Raw genomic sequence first — 18,178 nt, forward strand, 5'->3', positions numbered from 1 at the left:
AAAACGCTGGCGCATGCCCCCATGCGCCAGCGTTACTTTGCAGTCTCAGATACAGCTTCCCAGTCAGATCATCATGACGGGCCGTCCCGGGCGCCCAGGACGACGTGCGCCTCTGGCCGGTCTGGTCGGTACAATCGGGTGATCAAAGATCGGTGCAGGCAGCGAGCCCAGTGAATTTGCCAGAACGGCAATATCGCGACGTCTTCCGGTCAGATAGATTAAATCCGCAGCGGCCTCGGCCGAGACAACCTTATATGACGCCCTACCATGGACATTACGTGATCCAAAACGCCCCGAGGGGCAGAAGGCCCGGAAGCCGCCCTCGATATAGATCACCTCATCCTGATCGAAGAACAGGGTGCTGATATCGAAACAGGACGCAGGCACATTCGAAGTGATGCGAAACATGCCGCTCAGCAACCTTGCCGAAACAACAGGCAGGCTGACCGGCAGCGCGATCGGATCATGGTCCAGCTTGGTGTTATCCAACGCCACGCCCTGTTCCGGCATCAGCCAGACCGGCCGACCATTGTAGGCCGCATGTGAAGGTATGCGCACCGGCATGCTATCGGCATTGGTTTCATCGGGCGGCACCGTAATGCAATCCGTCGCAATGCGATTTATCGCCTTGAAACCATTGTCCAATGTACGAATGAGGTCTCCAACCTGAAGCTCTTCTACCAGCTTCCATCCACCTTTGGTTGCAACCTTGGTTCCATGTACCAGACCGCCCCGGCGTGCGTTCAACGCGGCCTGCGGTTCAGCGGTGCCCTGGTACTCAGAACGCTCTGCAAAATCAATGACACTCTCTACTTTCAACAAGAACCGAACCCACTCTTTACTCACTACAACTTCGTTCGATGATTAACACAGGATTAAGTGGGATGACTTATTTTTGACATATTACGGCCAGATTTGGGACATTTCGGGGTCGATAAACGACCTACACCCAAACAACACCGCGAAAATTAATAAAATTGGGCTCGAATTGGAAACTATGCGAGGTCAATCGCATCAAATGCATAGCCGAATCTAGCGATGTCTTCAGCACAGGCTTCGGCCACAGCATTGGCGGTCTGATCCGAATAATACTCGCGGTAATCTTCCAATCGCTCGGATCGATTGAGCCTGGGTAGGCTTAGGTGAAAACCCAAATGGTCGAACAATGGGGCCGCGTCCTGATCGAAGTATTCCAGCCGAATGTAGAACCGGCATTGTTCGACTCCATCCGCACGGGTCATATAGTGCCGCGCCGGGTTCCGTCGGAATGACTGCGTCGTATCGGGGTGCAAGACAAACTGGTCAAAAGTCAGAGCCTTTGCCAGCGAAACCGCCGGGTGGTCAAAGCCTTGCGCGCGCAGCCAGTGAAAATAGCTGACGATCCGATCCCACGGGTTGCGTACCATGGTGAAAGTGGTCAGAGCCTGCAATTCAGGGATCGACAGAACTCCGTCAATGTCGGTAAGGGTCGAATGTTTCCATAACCGTCCCCTGCCCTTCAGCGCCTTGGCCCGATTGCGGCGCCTCACAGCTTTGGGAGTATCCCCAATCAGGATGTCATCCTTCATCGCCCGTGCTTCCAGCGCCTGCGCCAAAGACGTGCCGCCGGTTTTGGGAATATGAACGAACACATAGCCGCGCCCGCGCGAGATGATCACGCCGCCTCTCCCAGCGCGGCCGCGCGCTTTGAGCGCCAGCCCAGCAACGCACCCGCTGCCGCGATCAAGCCAATCCCCAAAATTTGCATGACACCAATCGTCTGACTCAGTGCCACCCAGGCGAATAGCGGGCCGAAAATCATCACCGAATATTCGAACACAGCTACATAAGAGGTCTCACCGATCTGATAGGATTTGATCAACATGAAGACTGCAATGGTTGAGCCGACCGCCTGTATGACGACCCAGATCAACGCGGGTTGCATCTGCCAGACCATACCGCGCGTCACGAACCCGTCGGGGAAGGAATGTGGCACGAACGAGAACACAGCCAACCCAATCGCCCCAGCAAGCCCAAGCGTGATAATCATGGCCGCCAACAGGGCGACTGTGCTTTCCTGTGCGCAGTGGCTGCGTGTGACGAGGGAACTGAGGGCATAAAATAACCCTCCTGCCACTGGTAGCAGCGTCTTGGCGTCAAACTCATAAGGGTTGAGTTGCAATACGCACAAGGTCCCCGAGAACCCGATTACAACTGCCAGAATGCGCCAGGGGCCGATCCTCTGCCCCATTGCCAGTGCCGAGATCAACATCACAAAAATCGGGGATGTGAACAGGCCCGCCAGTGCCTGCGCAATCGGCATCAGCGCCAGTGATGCAAAATAGAACAGCAAAGCCAGTGTAATCAGCACACTGCGCAGAATAACTGGCCCCAAACGCCGCGGGCGCAAGCTGCCCATTCCCAACAAAGACAGGACGACGATCAGAGGCAGCATCATCAGGGCGCGGATCAGGTGGAACTGCCACAGGCCGATCGTTTCGGCCAATAAGATCACCACGTTGTCGATGACCCCAAGGATCGCCATGGCGCTGACCATCAGGACCGAGGCCAATATCGGTGAGGTCTGAGTATCTGCCTGCATTTTGCACCCCAGTAGCAAAGTGGTGCGTGACACTCTGATCTGCCGCGCGTCGCGATATACAGCACAATTACAAATCGGCGCGCAACAGGTTTGCGCCTTTGGATTTTACCATGCTAAGCTGAAACAAAATAAGTACGAGCATTCCTCACCTTGAAGACAGCACTTAAACAGTACCAGCGGATCGAAGCGACCGGTCTGTGGCGTCCCTCGCCCGATGTGCAGCGGCGCGAGGTGGTGGTGTCGATTGGTGAGGCCACGCTGACGATCTCGGACTTCAACGAACAGGCGCTGACTCATTGGTCCCTGGCCGCGTTGGTGCGCCAGAACCCCGGCGATTTTCCGGCACTGTTCAACCCCGATGGTGACCCGGACGAAACGCTGGAGCTGGAGGAAACCGAGACCACGATGATTGAGGCCATCGACCGCCTGCAGCGCGCCATCGACCGGGCGCGACCGCATCCCGGCCGGTTGCGTTGGCTCAGTGTTGCGGGTGTGGTGGCCGCCGTTGCCGCGCTGTTGCTGCTTTGGATGCCGGCTGCGCTGCAAAACCATGTCGTCTCGGTTGTGCCTGACATCAAACGCGCGGATATCGGGAATACCATCCTGCAGCGGATCGAGCGGGTCTCGGGGCGGGCCTGTACGTCCGAAGATGCGCAGGCAGCGCTTGATCAGTTGGCCGCGCGCACCGGCGTTCGGAAAATCGTCATTCTGCCCGCAGGCGTGCAGACAAGCCTTAGCCTGCCGGGTGGGATCGTTTTGCTGAACCGGGCGCTGGTCGAAGATCACGAGGACCCATCGGTCGCAGCTGGCTACGTCATCGCCGAACGTGCCCGCACGCAGGCGCAGGACCCGCTGGATGATCTGCTGGACCGCACCGGCGCCACAACAGCTTTCCGCTTGTTGACGACCGGAGAGCTGACGCCGGCGAATATCGACGCTTACACCGAACAGGTTCTGTCCGAACCGCGCCCGTCTCTGCCCGAGGATGATCTGTTAGAAGTGTTCGCCCAGGCCGCGCTACCGTCGACACCATACGCCTATGCCGTGGATGTCACGGGTGAGACGGTTCTGGGCCTGATCGAGGCCGACCCGATGGCGGGCCGCCCCTTGCAACAGGTACTGCCGGACCGCGATTGGGTCCGGCTGCAAAATATCTGCGGCGAATAGCTTACTTGGTGCCAAACATCCGGTCACCCGCATCGCCGAGACCAGGCATGATATAGCCTTTTGAATTCAATTCCCGATCCAATGCCGCGGTGACGATTTTGACATCCGGGTGGGATTCTTTCATGCGCTCCACGCCTTCGGGTGCGGCCAGCAGGCACAGGAACCGGATATCCGTGGCCCCGGCCTCTTTCAGCAAATCAATCGCTGCGGCCGAGCTGTTGCCGGTAGCCAGCATCGGGTCAACGGCGATGACCAGACGGTCCTTCAGCCCTTCGGGGGCTTTGAAGTAGTACTGTACCGGTTTCAGCGTTTCCTCATCCCGGTAGAGACCAACAAACCCAACGCGGGCCGAGGGTATCAATTCCAACACCCCGTCCAGCATCCCGTTCCCGGCGCGCAGGATCGACACCAGCGCCAGTTTCTTGCCGGCCAGAATGGGGGCGTCCATCTCCTCCATCGGGGTTTCGATGTGGCGGGTAGTCAGCTTCAGCTCGCGCGTGACCTCATAGGCCAGCAGCAGCGTGATCTCGCGCAGCAACTGCCGGAAAACGGCAGTGGACGTGCCCTTGTCCCGCATGAGCGTCAGTTTGTGCTGCACCAGCGGGTGGTCAACGACGGTCAGGTGTTCGCTCATGATCTCTCCAGTCTTTTCTTGACCCGCGCGCGGGTGTCATCATCGCAAAAGGCAGCCGCAAGGGCCGTGTCGTTCAGGGCGGCAAAGTCCTCGGCCTCCCAACCGAAGGCTTTGCCCAGCATCTCATATTCACGCCGCATGGTGGTATGGAAAAACGGCGGGTCATCGGTGGAAACGGTGACTTTGACGCCAGCATCGCGCAGTTTCGCAATCGGGTGAGCGTCAAATCCGGGAAACAGGCCCAGAACCACATTTGAACCTGGGCAAACCTCGAGCGTAACCTCGCGGTCGACCAGTTCGCGGATCAGGTCCGGGTCTTCGATGGCACGGACACCGTGACCGATCCGTTCCACCCCCAGATCGCGGATCGCATCGCGCACGCTTTTGGGGCCGCCGAACTCTCCGGCGTGGGTGGTCAGGCGCAACCCGGCCTCGCGCGCGCAGTCAAAGGCCCATTTGTAATCGCTCTGCGTGCCAATAGACTCATTACCACCCATGCCGAAACCCGTAATCCAATCTCCGGCGGTTTCTGCAGCGCAATGAGCGCTGATCTTGGCCTGCTCCGGCCCAAAATGGCGGACACAGGTGACGACGCCACGCAAGGTGATGTCGAACTTGCGCTCAGCCTCGTCCGCCGCGTCCTGAATAGCACTCAGGTAATCGCGCCAAGCATCCAAATCCCCGCCACCGCAGAAATCAGGACTCAGGAAGGTTTCGGAATACACTACACCATTCGCCGCGCTTTCTTCGAGGATCGCTAGGGTGAGACGGCGGAAATCCTCGGGCGTTTTCAATACTTCGCAAGCGGCCTCATAGACGCTGAGAAAATGGGCGAAATCGCGGAAGTCATAGCTACCGTCGGGCTTGAAAATTCCGCTCAGGTCAATGCGCTTTTCATGCGCCAACTGGCGGATAAAGGCGGGCGGGGCCGCGCCTTCGTGATGCAGGTGTAGCTCGATCTTTGGCAAGTCTGCGACGGTCATAGAAAACTCTTCCCTGGCCCTTGTGCCGGAATATTCAGGTGGTGTGCGATGCTGGCGGCGACGTCGGCGAAATTGATCGCACCAATCTGACCTGCACCTTGCCCTGCGATCAGAACAGGCACTTGTTCGCGCGTGTGGTCCGTGCCGATCCAACTGGGATCGTTACCGTGATCAGCGGTCAGCAGCATCAGATCTCCGGGGCGCAGCTTTTGCAGGATCAAGCCGATTTCACGATCGAACCATTCAAGCGCGCGGGCATAGCCGCTGATGTCGCGACGGTGGCCGTAAAGGCTGTCGAACTCGACGAAATTGGCGAAGGTCAAGCTGCCCTCTTCGGCGTCATCAACCAGATCGGACAAATGCCCCATCAATTCGGCATCCGAGCCCTTATGTAAAGTGTCGATCCCCTGCATCGAGAAAATGTCACCTATCTTACCCACCGCATGCACGCGCCGACCGGCATCTTGTGCCCAGTTGGTCAGAACCGGCGCGGGTGGTAGGATGGCGAAATCCTTGCGGTTAGTGGTGCGGGTGAACCCGTCTTCTGGCGATCCGACGAAGGGTCGCGCGATAACGCGCCCAACTTTCATTTCGTGCAGACGGGGTGCCAGCGCCTTGCACATCTCCAGCAAACGGTCGAGGCCAAAGCTTTCCTCGTGCGCCGCGATTTGAAACACGCTGTCGGCCGAGGTGTAGCAGATCGGCCAACCGGTCCGCATATGCTCGGCCCCCAGTTCGGCGATAATCGCTGTACCCGATGCGTGACAATCACCCAGAATGCCGCCGGTTCCGGCGGCCTCGGCGGCGGCACGCGCTAAATCAGGCGGGAATGACGGCGTTTTATCCGGGAAGTAGTACCAATCCCATGGCACCGGCAGCCCGGCCAGTTCCCAATGTCCCGAAGGCGTATCCTTGCCCGGTGAATGCTCGCGCGCGCAGCCCCATAGACCTGCGGGAGTGACCTGCAATCCGGGCGTTTCTGCGCCCGAGGCCAGGCGCGCCGCGGCCCCCAATCCCAGCGCATCCAGATTCGGCAGGTGCAGTGGTCCTGAGCGCCCCTCTTCCGCCCGCCCGTCAGCGCAGGCCTGAGCTATATGGGCCAGCGTGTTGGCCCCGGTATCGGGGGTTTCTCCGTTAAAAAAGCGGTCCGCATCCGGCGCGCCGCCGATGCCCACCGAGTCCATCACCACCAGAAAGGCACGGGTCACGGCCTGATCCTTTCATGCACAAGCGTTGGCGTCATGGCTGTGTCTTTGCCTATCGTGATGGCCCGCAGGACCGTGTCGGCCGCCTGTCGTGCCGCGTCTTCGCGGGCTGCGTGGACCACGGCCAAGGGGGTGCCTTTGTCGACCTTGTCCCCCAGACGAACAATGCCCGACAGGCCAACCGCGGGGTCGATGACGTCGTCTTCGACCTGCCGCCCACCACCCAAGGCGACCACGGCGAGGCCCAGCGCCTCACCGTCGATTGCCGCAATGTAGCCCGCATCCGGTGCCGGAATTTCAAGGATCACGCTTGCTTCGGGCAGGTAGCGTGACCAGTTGTCTACAAACTGTAGCGGCCCGCCCACGGCGGCCATCATACGGCCGAACCGTTCTGCCACACGGCCATCGCGGATCACACCGGTGATCTTGTCGCGCCCCTCATCGGCGGTTGCGAACATACCGGCATCGGCCATCAAAACCCCGCCCAGTTCCGCCGAAATATCAGCCAATGGAGCGTAATGGTCGTGGGTCAGGACATTCATCACCTCGGCCACCTCCAACGCATTGCCCAGCGCCGGAGCCAAAGGTTGGTGCATGTCCGTAATCACCGCCGACGTCCGGCACCCTGCTGCATTTGCAGTTTCCGTCAGGGCCTTTGCCAGCTTGCGGGCGTCTTCCAGCGTTTTCATGAACGCGCCGCTGCCCACCTTGACGTCCAGCACCAAAGCTTCGGGGCTCGCCGCCAGTTTCTTGGACAAGATCGACGCGGTGATCAAGTCCAGGCTTTCCACCGTCGCCGTTACGTCGCGGATCGCATAAAGCCGTTTGTCCGCAGGCGCGATCTGCCCGGTCGCGCCGACAATGGCCGCGCCGGTATCGCGCAGGATCTGGGTCAGACGATCCTGCCCGATCTGGGTACTGACGCCCGGAATGGCCTCAAGCTTGTCCAGCGTACCGCCGGTATGACCCAACCCACGGCCTGAGATCATCGGGACAAAAGCCCCCAATTCGGCCAGCGCTGGGGCCAGCACCAAACTGACGCTGTCGCCGACCCCTCCGGTCGAGTGTTTGTCGATTACCGGGCCATCGAAATCCCAGCTTAGAACGTCTCCGCTGTCCCGCATCGCCACCGTCAGATCGGCGCGGCCCTGCGCGCCCAGCCCACCCATGCAGACGGCCATGGCAAAGGCCCCGGCCTGCGCGTCGCTGACACCACCGTCGGCAAGGCCCTGCGCGAACCAGGTCAGTTCCTCCGCGCTGGGCACTTGTTCGCGGCGCAACTTGGCAATGATCGAACGGGCGTCCATAACCTCAGACATCCGCCATGTGCGAGGCGTCAAATGCACCCGGCAGAAGGTCACCGATGGTGGTTTCCAGTTCGGCGCCATCGACGCTAGCCAAGGTCACCTTGACGTCACGATTGCCGAACTCGGCCAGTTTCTGTCGGCACCCCCCACAGGGCGGCACCGGCTGCGGCGAGGAGGCAACCACGTAGACTTCGGTCAATTCCTGTTCGCCTGCCGCGACCATAGCAGCGATGGCACCAGCCTCGGCGCAGGTGCCTTCGGGATAAGCCACGTTTTCGACGTTACAGCCCGCAAATACCTGGCCCGACGCAGCTCGGATCGCTGCGCCAACCTTGAAATTGGAATAGGGTGCATAGGCTTTTTCCCGGACAGACAGAGCTGCATCTTTCAAAGTCATGGCGATTCCCCAATTTTTGATCATCTGGTCAGAAAGTCATACCCTAAATGAAACCGACCGGGGAGTTGAAGCCCCGGACAGCAGATTCCTGGGCCAAAATCCTCTTAGTCCAGCGTTGTGTTGAACGTACCGGGCAAGGTGACCTCGAGCAGTTCAATATCCTCGGACGGGTCGGACAGACGTGTGCGCATGCCGGGTGGGATGACAAAGGCGTCGCCCTGCTCCAGCCGATAGGGATTACGGCCTTCGCCCTCCAACGTGACCTCGCCCCCCATGACAAAGGTAAAATGGATATCGGTGTTGTGTGCAGCCCAAACCGGATCACCCTGCCCCTTGCGCACGACCTGCACCCCGGCAACGCCTTTGGTGTTCTCGGCAATCGTTGTGTCGCGGCAGATATAACCCGGCAGGCGGAACGGGGCCCATTCGGCCCCTTCGGCCTGATTGAAGACAAACCGTTGACCCTGCCATTCCCGGTCAGGGCGGTAATGGGGCGTGGGCAGATCCATTTCATGATCAATTTCGGTGACGTGTTCTGCGGGGACACCAATTTCGATCACCTGCACATTGTCCGAGGCCTCAAGCACGCGGTGGCGGATTTCAGGCGGCTGGATAAAGCAATCGCCCGCGGTCAGGCGCATCTTGTCGCCTTGATCCTCATAAACCACATCCACCCATCCGTGGATGCAGAAAATCAGCTGAAAGCCGACCTTGTGAAAATGCACCATGTCCGGCACCGGCCCGCCGTCAGGAATGCGGATATGGCTGGCGATGATCGATCCGCCCAACCGGTCTGGCACCAAATCACGGTAGTGCATTCCGGCCCGCCCGATGATCCACGGGGCCTGATCCTTGAGCCGGCGCACCACGAAAGAATGCACCGTTTCCGGCATGACCATTGGCGGGTTCAACTCATCAATCTCGATCCGTGTGCCGTTGGGGGCCACCAGATTGCGCTGGCCACCTGCAAATTCATCCGGGTTGTATGTCAGGATGCGCAACGTGCCGGGGGACTCGGGCGCGTCTTTTTCGATCCGCACACGCAGGCCGTGGCCGGAAAACACGGCGGTGCGCGGATCGTCGGCGGGATAGATCATGTCCATCCGCATCCCCAGAACCTTTGTATAAAACGGGATGTCGTTGCGCAGTTCCTGCGTGGGCAGGCGGATTTCAGCGCATGTCCGAGTTTGGGATTTGCTCATCTGATGTTCCATCGGGTTTGGATTTTGGCCATCCGATCAGAACGGCGGCCAAAATGCCAATCGAAAAGAACATCTCCAGCGTTTCTTCCAGCACGAATAGGCGAGTTGCCATGATGGTCGTCATCTGGTCACCCAAGGCGCTGCTGACCTCTTCCAGACCCTGCGCCACGACAGCACACATACCCGCCAGAAAGAACACCAGCAGAAATGGCGCCCGTTCTTTCAGTGCCCGCCACCCATTTGGCACCCCATGCCAGACGACCCCGCCCAGCACGATCACCGCCAAGGTTACACGCACAATCGTCATATCCAGAAGAACATCCATCCCGTGCAGAATGAAGTACGGAACACTGTCTACGGCATAAATATCAGCCTCAAGCTCTCGTTCCGCCAACAGCAGCAGAACCACGCCGATGTATAACCGGCTGATCCCGCGATACCGTACCAATGCGGCGATACCAGCCACCAGCAATGCCGCGGCCGAACCTGTTTCGATCAGACCGCCTTCCTGGTTGAATGCCTCGGCCTGCATCGGCCACACAGAAATCGCACACAATACCAACACGGCCAGAACAAGGGCTGCGCGAAACGCGAAATGTTCAGTTCCAAACTTGCCGGTATTCAGCGATAGGGTCTTATCAACCTCGCCGTTTTCTTTAGAGCGCATGCTGTTATTCTCGGTCCAGAAGGGGGTGTGTTCGAAAGTCGCGGGAGTTTAAGTCTTTTGCCACGGAAAGCAACCACAGCGACAAAACGGCCTTGTTTGCCGAATTAAGTCGCACAACGTAGCCAAGCAGAAAAAAATAGTTTAAGGCTAAATCAAATTTGAAAACGGAGCTGAGACGCCATGTCCGACACACCCAGCCTGCGGCAGGCCGCGCTTGATTACCATGCCTATCCAAAGCCCGGAAAGTTGGAGATCAAGGCGACAAAACCCATGGCAAACGGCCGTGATCTGGCCCGCGCGTATTCCCCTGGCGTGGCCGAGGCCTGCCTTGAGATTAAGGCTGACGCGGCTGAGGCCGAACACTATACGGCACGCGGCAATCTCGTGGCGGTCGTCTCGAACGGGACAGCGGTTCTGGGGTTAGGCAATATCGGCGCGCTGGCATCCAAGCCGGTGATGGAAGGCAAGGCCGTTCTGTTCAAGAAATTCGCCGGGATCGACTGTTTTGATATTGAGGTCGATCAGCCCGACCCTGAAAAGCTGGCTGATATCGTTTGCGCGCTGGAACCGACCTTTGGCGCCATCAATCTGGAAGACATCAAGGCACCCGATTGCTTTACCGTCGAGAAGCTGTGCCGTGAGCGGATGAACATTCCGGTCTTTCACGACGATCAGCACGGCACCGCCATCGTGGTAGGCGCCGCTGCCAGAAACGCACTGCACGTTTCAGGGAAGAAATTCGAGGACATCAAGGTTGTCTCGACCGGCGGCGGAGCGGCAGGGATCGCGTGCCTTAGCATGCTGGTCAAACTGGGCGTAAAGCGCGAGAACATCTGGCTGTGTGACATTCATGGGCTGGTCTATGAGGGCCGCGCCGAAGATATGAATCCGCATAAGGATCAATTCGCGCAGAAATCCGACCTGCGCACTCTGGACGACGTGATCGGTGACGCCGACCTGTTCCTAGGCCTCAGCGGCCCTAACGTCCTTAAGCCGGAAATGGTCGAAAAAATGGCCAAGCGCCCAATCATTTTCGCATTGGCGAACCCGACACCGGAAATCTTGCCACAAGCCGCGCGCGAGGTGGCCCCGGATGCCATCATCGCCACCGGGCGCAGTGACTTTCCCAATCAGGTCAACAATGTTCTGTGTTTCCCATTCATCTTCCGCGGTGCCTTGGATGTAGGCGCGACCGAGATCAATGACGAGATGCAAATTGCCTGCGTAGAGGGTATCGCGGAAATGGCCCGCGCTACCACCAGCGCCGAAGCCGCAGCAGCTTATAAGGGTGAGCAACTGACATTCGGGCCGGATTACCTGATCCCGAAGCCCTTTGACCCCCGCCTTGTTGGTGTGGTCTCTTCGGCCGTTGCCAAAGCTGCGATGGAAAGTGGCGTGGCCAAGCGCCCGATCGCCGATCTCGAGGCGTACAAAGAGCGCCTGAACCAATCCGTGTTCAAATCCGCCCTGCTGATGCGCCCGGTTTTTGAGGCCGCATCGGTCGCCTCGCGCCGGATCGTCTTTGCCGAGGGCGAGGACGAGCGGGTGCTGCGCGCGGCCCAGGCCATTCTTGAGGAAACCACCGAAACCCCGATCCTGATTGGCCGCCCCGAAGTGATCGAGACCCGTTGTGAACGGCTGGGGCTGGCGGTACGTCCGGGTCAAGACTTTCAGATCGTCAACCCACATGACGACCCACGCTATTACGACTATTGGTCCTCGTACCACCAGATCATGCAACGCCGCGGCGTCACCCCAGATCAGGCCAAGGCGATCATGCGCACCAACAACACGGCCATCGGGGCCATCATGGTGCATCGCGACGAAGCCGACAGCATGATCTGCGGCACGTTCGGCGAATTCCGCTGGCATTTGAACTACGTGGAGCAGGTTCTCAACGATGGCGACTTGCGCCCCCATGGCGCCCTGTCGCTGATGATCCTGGAAGATGGCCCCCTATTCATCGCAGACACCCATGTGCGGCAACTGCCCACCCCTGAAGAACTGGCCGAGACCACAATAGGTGCGGCCCGCCATGTGCGCCGTTTCGGAATCGAGCCCAAGATCGCCTTCTGCTCACAATCGCAATTCGGCAATCAGGCCGAAGGGTCCGGCAGGCGACTGCGCGATGCCATTGCGATCCTGGACAGCGAACCCCGCGATTTCATCTATGAGGGCGAGATGAACCTGGACACCGCTTTGGATCCAGAACTGCGCGAGCGGATCTTCCCGAACTCACGTCTAGAAGGTGCCGCAAACGTGTTGATTTTTGCTCATGCGGATGCGGCCAGTGGCGTGCGCAATATTCTGAAGATGAAAGCAGACGGGCTAGAGGTTGGGCCGATCCTGATGGGCATGGGAAACAAGGCACATATCGTGACCCCGTCCATCACCGCGCGTGGATTGCTGAACATGGCCGCGATTGGCGGCACTCCGGTCACGCATTACGGCTAGTTCGCCCCCCCGGTCGAACTGTAGAACAGGACTAAAGAGCCCTGTCATTGCTACGCGGTGCACAGGAAACGTTATGGTATTGCGACCAGTGTTGCAGATGCCATCGCGTCGCTTGATGCTGTGTCGCCGTGTCTTTTATACTAGGTACTTGCCAGAGACGGCCCAAGGAACAGGACCCTATGCCCCGCCAAAACGCCAGCCAAGTTGATTCCTGCGTAGCGCATGATTTGCATGGTAGAGTTTGCACATTTGCAAAACCGTTACACGCCTGCCAACAAACCTTTCAAAAGCACGCATTTTGCAAAAATTTGCATAGCAATGTGACCGAAGTTGCAAATATTTTGCGATAAACTGACGCGCCATCTGCTGCACGGCTTGCCCGGTTTGCTAAGGATGCCTAACACATTCCAAAAGCTGTGTTGGAGGAGGGCGCCATGGCCTATCAGGACGTATATGAAAGCTGGAAGAACAACCCAGAAGGGTTCTGGATGGAGGCCGCCAAAGGGATCGATTGGGTTCAACCTCCGACCAAGGCTCTGTTTGACGAGAACGCGCCGCTTTATGAATGGTTCTGCGATGCCAAGGTCAACACCTGCTGGAATGCAGTAGACCGCCATGTCGAAAGTGGCCGAGGCGAGCAAACGGCCATCATCTATGACAGTCCGATTACCCACACCAAGCGCGAGATTTCATATGTCGAGCTGCGCAACCGCGTGGCCACGTTGGCAGGGGCATTGCGGGCGAAGGGTATCGAAAAAGGCGACCGGGTCATCATCTATATGCCGATGATCCCCGAAGCGCTTGAGGCGATGCTGGCCTGCGCCCGTTTGGGGGCCGTGCATTCAGTGGTGTTCGGCGGCTTCGCTAGCAACGAGTTGGCGGTGCGGATCGACGATTCCAAGCCCAAAGCAATTATCGCCGCGTCCTGCGGGATGGAGCCAGGCCGCGTGGTTCACTACAAACCGTTGCTGGACGGTGCCATCGACATGGCCAGCCACAAACCCGATTTCTGCGTGATTTTCCAGCGTGAACAGGAAGTGGCGCAATTGATCGAGGGGCGTGATTTTAACTGGCATGGCTTCCAATACGGGGTCGAACCTGCGGAATGTGTGCCTGTGGATGGGAACGATCCGGCCTATATCCTCTATACCTCGGGCACCACCGGCGCACCCAAGGGCGTGGTGCGCCCCACCGCTGGTCATTTGGTGGCACTGAACTGGACGATGAAGAACATCTATGACGTCGACCCCGGAGACGTCTTTTGGGCGGCGTCGGATGTGGGTTGGGTCGTGGGGCACTCCTATATCTGCTATGCCCCGCTGATCCATGGCAACACCACGATTGTATTCGAAGGCAAACCTGTCGGCACCCCCGATGCGGGCACCTTCTGGCGGGTGATTTCCGAACACAAGGTCAAAAGCTTCTTCACCGCCCCCACCGCCATTCGCGCTGTCAAGCGCGAGGATCCCTCGGGTGAGTTGATCGCAAAATACGACCTGTCCAACCTGCGCGCCTTGTTTCTGGCCGGTGAACGCGCCGACCCCGATACGATCGAGTGGGCACAGGACGCGCTGAAAGTGCCGGTGATCGACCACTGGTGGCAAACGGAAACTGGCTGGACTATTGCCGGAAACCCGCTGGGGATCGAAGAATTGCCGGTCAAGCTAGGGTCTCCCGCCAAGCCGATGCCAGGTTATGACGTGCAGATTCTGGACGAAGGTGGCCATCCGATGAAGCCCGGCGAACTGGGTGCGATTGCTGTGAAGCTGCCGCTACCCCCGGGTACACTACCAACCCTGTGGAATGCGAAAGAGCGGTTCAAAAGCTCGTACCTCAACCAATTCCCCGGCTACTATGAAACCGGCGATGCGGGCATGATTGATGAGGAAGGATACCTCTACATCATGGCACGCACCGATGACGTGATCAACGTGGCTGGTCACCGCCTGTCTACTGGCGGGATGGAAGAGGTTCTGGCCGCCCACCCTGACGTCGCCGAATGCGCAGTGATCGGTGTTTCGGATCAGCTCAAGGGTCAGATGCCAGTAGGCTTCTTGTGTCTCAACACGGGTTGCGATCGCGACCACGGCGAGGTGGTGCAGGATGTGGTCAAGCTGGTGCGCGAAAAGATCGGCCCGGTGGCGGCGTTCAAACAAGCCGTTGTGGTGGATCGCCTGCCCAAGACCCGATCCGGAAAAATTCTGCGCGGGACAATGGTGTCGATTGCCGACAGCAAGGAATTCAAAATGCCCGCAACCATCGATGATCCGACCATTCTGGACGAAATTACCGTGGCTTTGAAATCCATCGGCTTTGCGCAGTAGCCAAGCCTCGGGCGGCCTTTGGTCGCCCGCTGCACGGCTTTCCCTTGCAACCGGACACAAGGCCCCTACTGTCTGCTCAAGACAGTGAGGCCCCATGACACATACGGATATCTGGCGTCTGACCGCCACCGACCTGACCGCCCTGACCCGCAGTGGCGATCTGAGCGCAGAGGACGCGGTGCAAAGCGCCGTTGACAGAATGCATCAGGCCAACCCCGGCCTGAACGCAGTGGTCGAGGACTTGAGCGCCGAGGCGCTGGAGCGCGCACGCGCACTTGACCAGAAGCGGACACAGGGCGCACAAACCGGTCCGCTGCACGGGGTGCCAGTCACAATAAAAATCAATGTCGATCAAAAGGGCCATGCCACCTCAAATGGCGTTGTGGCCTTGAAAGACGTGATTGCGCCTGATGATGCGCCGATTGTCCGTAACTTGCAAAACGCCGGGGCGGTGGTGATTGGGCGCACCAACACGCCCGAGTTTTCGTTCCGCGCTGACACAGACAACCCGCTGCATGGGCGCACGCAGAACCCCTGGGGTCGGCACATCTCGCCCGGCGGCTCGTCAGGGGGCGCAGGGGCTGCCGTAATGGCCGGAATCGGGGCGTTGGCGCATGGCAACGACATTGGCGGCAGCTTGCGGTTTCCAGCCGCCGCCAACGGTGGGGTTACCGTAAAGCCCGGCCTGGGCCGCGTGCCTGCCTGGAACCCAAGCCAACAAACCGAGCGCGGACTATTGGCGCAATCCATGTCAGTACAAGGGCTGATCACTCGCTCTGCTGCCGACCTTCACCTGTCGATGCCCAGCCTGATTGCAGCAGACCCGCGTGATCCGTTTCACGTCCCGATGCCTTGGCGCGGTGCGCCGATGGATGGCCCTATCAAGGTAGCCTTCACCAAAGACACCTTTGGCTATGCGCTGCATCCCGAGGTCGACAGGGCCCTGGACACCGCGCGCGATGCGCTGAATGACGCGGGCTATCAGGTGGAAGAGGTCTCGCCGCCGGACGTATTCGACTGTGGCCGAACCGGGTACCGTGCGCTGATGGGCGAAGTTCTGACCCTTTTGAAAAGCGATATCGAGGCCGCCGGATCTGAAACCATACGTGATATCTTTGACGTTTATTTTCAGGAGTTTCCGCCCATTCTCGGCACCGAACTGCTGCAGGTAATGGCAAAACGCAGCCACTATGCGCGGGAATGGTCGTTGTTCATGCAGGATTACCCTTTGGTCCTGTCACCCTTCCTGCCGCAGCCCTTCTTCAAACCTGACCGGGACACCGAAGGGCCCGAAGGCGTGCATGAGGTTCTGGGTTGTGCGGTCTATTCCTACGCAATGAACTTCCTGGGGCTTCCTGCCGCTAGTGTGCCGGCGCGTCTGGCCGAATTGCCGCAAGGGCCGCAACCGATCAATATCCAGATCGCTGCACGTCAGTGGCGCGAGGACATGGCAGTTGACGCCGCCGCCGCGATCGAAGCGCGCGTGGGTCATATGTGCCTGCCGCTATGGCAAAATATGGAAGAACGCGCTTGAATACGCTCAATCACAAAAATAGACCCCGGGTTCTTGTACCCGAGGTCCGCTTGCTTAAATAAGCCCGGAAATCTGACAACGAGCGTAGCACCACCTACCCTCGCCGGCGCGAAAACTGCGCAATCATTCGAAAACGCCGTCTGGTGGCCACTCACTCCCACCTTGGCGTGTTCTCCGGGCAAGTTAAGATTACCAAAGGGTGAGTCAAACGCCTGTGAACTGGATCACACAAGTTCGAAAAAGTTCACTTTTGAGAGATCAGGTGAACTGCTCCGAGATCAAACGCTCCTCTAATCCGTGCCCGGGATCGAAAAGAATACGGTGTTGGATCGTGGGTTCCGAGCGAATCTCAACCCAGTCTATATCCGGAAAGGAAACAGAATCCGCGTCAGCCATGACTGGACGTTTATCCGCGTCCAGCACGTCGAAACGAACCTTCGCGATCTTGGGCAACAGGGCCCCACGCCAACGGCGTGGACGGAACGCGGCAATCGCCGTCAAGGCCAGAACATCCGACCCAATAGGCAATATCGGCCCGTGCGCCGAATAGTTGTAAGCCGTTGATCCGGCGGGCGTAGATAGCAAGGCCCCATCGCAGACCAACTCATCCATCCGCACCCGACCATCGACACTGATCTTCAACCGCGCGGCCTGCGGACCGGCCCGCAGCAGCGATACCTCGTTGATCGCAAGCGCTTCGTGCATTTTGCCGGATTGATCCATGGCCTGCATCGCCAGCGGGTTGATCACCTCTTCTTCAGCCGCTGCCAAACGATCCAACAGATCGTCCTTGTGGAATTCATTCATCAAGAACCCGATGGTGCCGCGATTCATGCCATAAACGGGCGTGTCCAGATGCTGCATGTTGTGCAGTGTGTGCAACATGAATCCATCGCCCCCCAACGCGACCACTACATCCGCATCTCGGGGCGCTGCATTGCCATACCGTTTCACAAGGCTTTCCCGTGCAGATTGCGCCACTTTGACGTCGCTTGCGAGAAAGGCGATTCTCTTTGTCATCTTTTCCGGTTTCCGGTGTTGTACATTTGGTTCCGAAACAAACATACCTTTCCCCAATAGGCCAGACTTGACGCCGTAGCGGGCCAAATCGTCGCTTTACAGCTTTTGCATATGAATCGTTTCCGATAGGAAATCCGCAAGATTCTTACCCAGCCCTGTGGAGCCCCCATGAACGCTAACCTTCGTGACACCGGTTTTTTCACCCAATCCCTATCCGACCGTGACCCTGAGCTTTTTGGCTCGATCACATCTGAGCTGGGCCGCCAGCGCGACGAGATCGAGTTGATTGCGTCCGAGAACATCGTCTCTGCCGCCGTGATGGAGGCGCAGGGCTCGGTGATGACCAACAAATACGCCGAAGGCTATCCTGGTCGGCGGTATTACGGCGGCTGCCAATTCGTTGATATCGCTGAAAACCTGGCCATCGACCGCGCCAAGCAGCTGTTTGGGTGTGACTTCGCCAACGTGCAGCCGAACTCGGGCAGCCAGGCCAACCAGGGCGTGTTCCAGGCGCTGATCCAACCCGGCGACACCATTCTGGGCATGAGCCTGGATGCCGGCGGTCACCTGACCCACGGCGCGCGCCCCAACCAGTCGGGCAAGTGGTTCAATGCGGTGCAGTACGGCGTCCGCAAGGAAGACAACATGCTGGATTATGATCAGGTCGAGGCGCTGGCGAAAGAGCACCAGCCCAAGCTGATCA

The 18,178-nt window shown here is 58.8% G+C and carries 16 protein-coding genes; 5 read left to right on the top strand and 11 right to left on the bottom strand.

Annotated elements, in window-relative coordinates; all coding sequences use genetic code 11:
• Window positions 1-63: 63 nt before the first annotated feature.
• The 3 genes from ACR0B8_RS07950 to ACR0B8_RS07960 all read right to left on the bottom strand — a co-directional run bounded on the left by ACR0B8_RS07950 (window position 64) and on the right by ACR0B8_RS07960 (window position 2,581).
• Window positions 64-846, bottom strand: a complete 783-nt coding sequence (locus tag ACR0B8_RS07950; protein ID WP_226688246.1) for a Hint domain-containing protein — start codon at window positions 844-846, stop codon at window positions 64-66.
• Between the two features lie 149 nt (window positions 847-995).
• Complete coding sequence (locus tag ACR0B8_RS07955; protein WP_226688245.1) at window positions 996-1,658, bottom strand: sulfotransferase family 2 domain-containing protein; 663 nt, start codon at window positions 1,656-1,658, stop codon at window positions 996-998.
• The gene (locus ACR0B8_RS07960) at window positions 1,655-2,581 is read right to left on the bottom strand and encodes a DMT family transporter (protein ID WP_170359274.1); all 927 of its coding nucleotides are present in this window, start codon (window positions 2,579-2,581) and stop codon (window positions 1,655-1,657) included. The genes ACR0B8_RS07955 and ACR0B8_RS07960 overlap by 4 nt, the downstream gene beginning before the upstream one ends.
• Before the next feature lie 150 nt (window positions 2,582-2,731).
• Between ACR0B8_RS07960 and ACR0B8_RS07965 the strand changes: the two genes are divergently transcribed.
• Window positions 2,732-3,748 carry a hypothetical protein gene (locus ACR0B8_RS07965; RefSeq protein WP_170359276.1) on the top strand — a complete coding sequence of 339 codons (1,017 nt, stop codon included), beginning with the start codon at window positions 2,732-2,734 and terminating at the stop codon, window positions 3,746-3,748.
• Between the two features lies 1 nt (window position 3,749).
• On the opposite strand, the gene upp is transcribed toward ACR0B8_RS07965, so the two are convergent.
• The 7 genes from upp to ACR0B8_RS08000 all read right to left on the bottom strand — a co-directional run bounded on the left by upp (window position 3,750) and on the right by ACR0B8_RS08000 (window position 10,143).
• Window positions 3,750-4,382 (bottom strand): uracil phosphoribosyltransferase, encoded by a 633-nt coding sequence (upp, locus tag ACR0B8_RS07970; protein WP_226688244.1) that lies wholly within the window; start codon window positions 4,380-4,382, stop codon window positions 3,750-3,752.
• A complete protein-coding gene (locus ACR0B8_RS07975) occupies window positions 4,379-5,365 on the bottom strand; it encodes an adenosine deaminase (protein WP_170349315.1) in 987 nt (328 codons plus the stop codon). Before ACR0B8_RS07975 ends, upp begins: the two co-directional genes overlap by 4 nt.
• Window positions 5,362-6,573, bottom strand: a complete 1,212-nt coding sequence (locus ACR0B8_RS07980) for a phosphopentomutase (RefSeq protein WP_226688243.1) — start codon at window positions 6,571-6,573, stop codon at window positions 5,362-5,364. The genes ACR0B8_RS07975 and ACR0B8_RS07980 overlap by 4 nt, the downstream gene beginning before the upstream one ends.
• Window positions 6,570-7,877: a thymidine phosphorylase gene (locus tag ACR0B8_RS07985; RefSeq protein ID WP_480658258.1), complete on the bottom strand. Its 1,308-nt coding sequence runs from the start codon at window positions 7,875-7,877 to the stop codon at window positions 6,570-6,572. The genes ACR0B8_RS07980 and ACR0B8_RS07985 overlap by 4 nt, the downstream gene beginning before the upstream one ends.
• A 4-nt stretch (window positions 7,878-7,881) precedes the next feature.
• Window positions 7,882-8,274 carry a cytidine deaminase gene (locus ACR0B8_RS07990; protein ID WP_170359280.1) on the bottom strand — a complete coding sequence of 131 codons (393 nt, stop codon included), beginning with the start codon at window positions 8,272-8,274 and terminating at the stop codon, window positions 7,882-7,884.
• A 104-nt stretch (window positions 8,275-8,378) separates the two neighbouring features.
• The gene (locus tag ACR0B8_RS07995; protein WP_480658018.1) at window positions 8,379-9,476 is read right to left on the bottom strand and encodes a cupin domain-containing protein; all 1,098 of its coding nucleotides are present in this window, start codon (window positions 9,474-9,476) and stop codon (window positions 8,379-8,381) included.
• Window positions 9,445-10,143: a hypothetical protein gene (locus ACR0B8_RS08000; RefSeq protein WP_226688241.1), complete on the bottom strand. Its 699-nt coding sequence runs from the start codon at window positions 10,141-10,143 to the stop codon at window positions 9,445-9,447. Before ACR0B8_RS08000 ends, ACR0B8_RS07995 begins: the two co-directional genes overlap by 32 nt.
• A 180-nt stretch (window positions 10,144-10,323) precedes the next feature.
• Between ACR0B8_RS08000 and ACR0B8_RS08005 the strand changes: the two genes are divergently transcribed.
• The 3 genes from ACR0B8_RS08005 to ACR0B8_RS08015 all read left to right on the top strand — a co-directional run bounded on the left by ACR0B8_RS08005 (window position 10,324) and on the right by ACR0B8_RS08015 (window position 16,455).
• Entirely contained in the window at window positions 10,324-12,597 is a 2,274-nt protein-coding gene (locus ACR0B8_RS08005; protein ID WP_170349321.1) for an NADP-dependent malic enzyme, read from the top strand.
• A 434-nt stretch (window positions 12,598-13,031) separates the two neighbouring features.
• Entirely contained in the window at window positions 13,032-14,921 is a 1,890-nt protein-coding gene (prpE, locus tag ACR0B8_RS08010; protein ID WP_226688240.1) for a propionate-CoA ligase PrpE, read from the top strand.
• Window positions 14,922-15,015: 94 nt separating this feature from the next.
• Complete coding sequence (locus tag ACR0B8_RS08015; protein ID WP_226688239.1) at window positions 15,016-16,455, top strand: amidase family protein; 1,440 nt, start codon at window positions 15,016-15,018, stop codon at window positions 16,453-16,455.
• 258 nt (window positions 16,456-16,713) lie between these two features.
• Here ACR0B8_RS08015 and ACR0B8_RS08020 read toward each other — a convergent pair whose 3' ends face one another.
• Entirely contained in the window at window positions 16,714-17,475 is a 762-nt protein-coding gene (locus ACR0B8_RS08020) for an NAD kinase (RefSeq protein ID WP_226688238.1), read from the bottom strand.
• A 168-nt stretch (window positions 17,476-17,643) separates the two neighbouring features.
• Here ACR0B8_RS08020 and ACR0B8_RS08025 point away from each other — a divergent pair.
• On the top strand, window positions 17,644-18,178 hold a 535-nt coding region (locus ACR0B8_RS08025), incomplete at its 3' end, for a PLP-dependent aminotransferase family protein (RefSeq protein ID WP_480658015.1).

The organism is Ruegeria sp. BH6 (assembly GCF_056538105.1).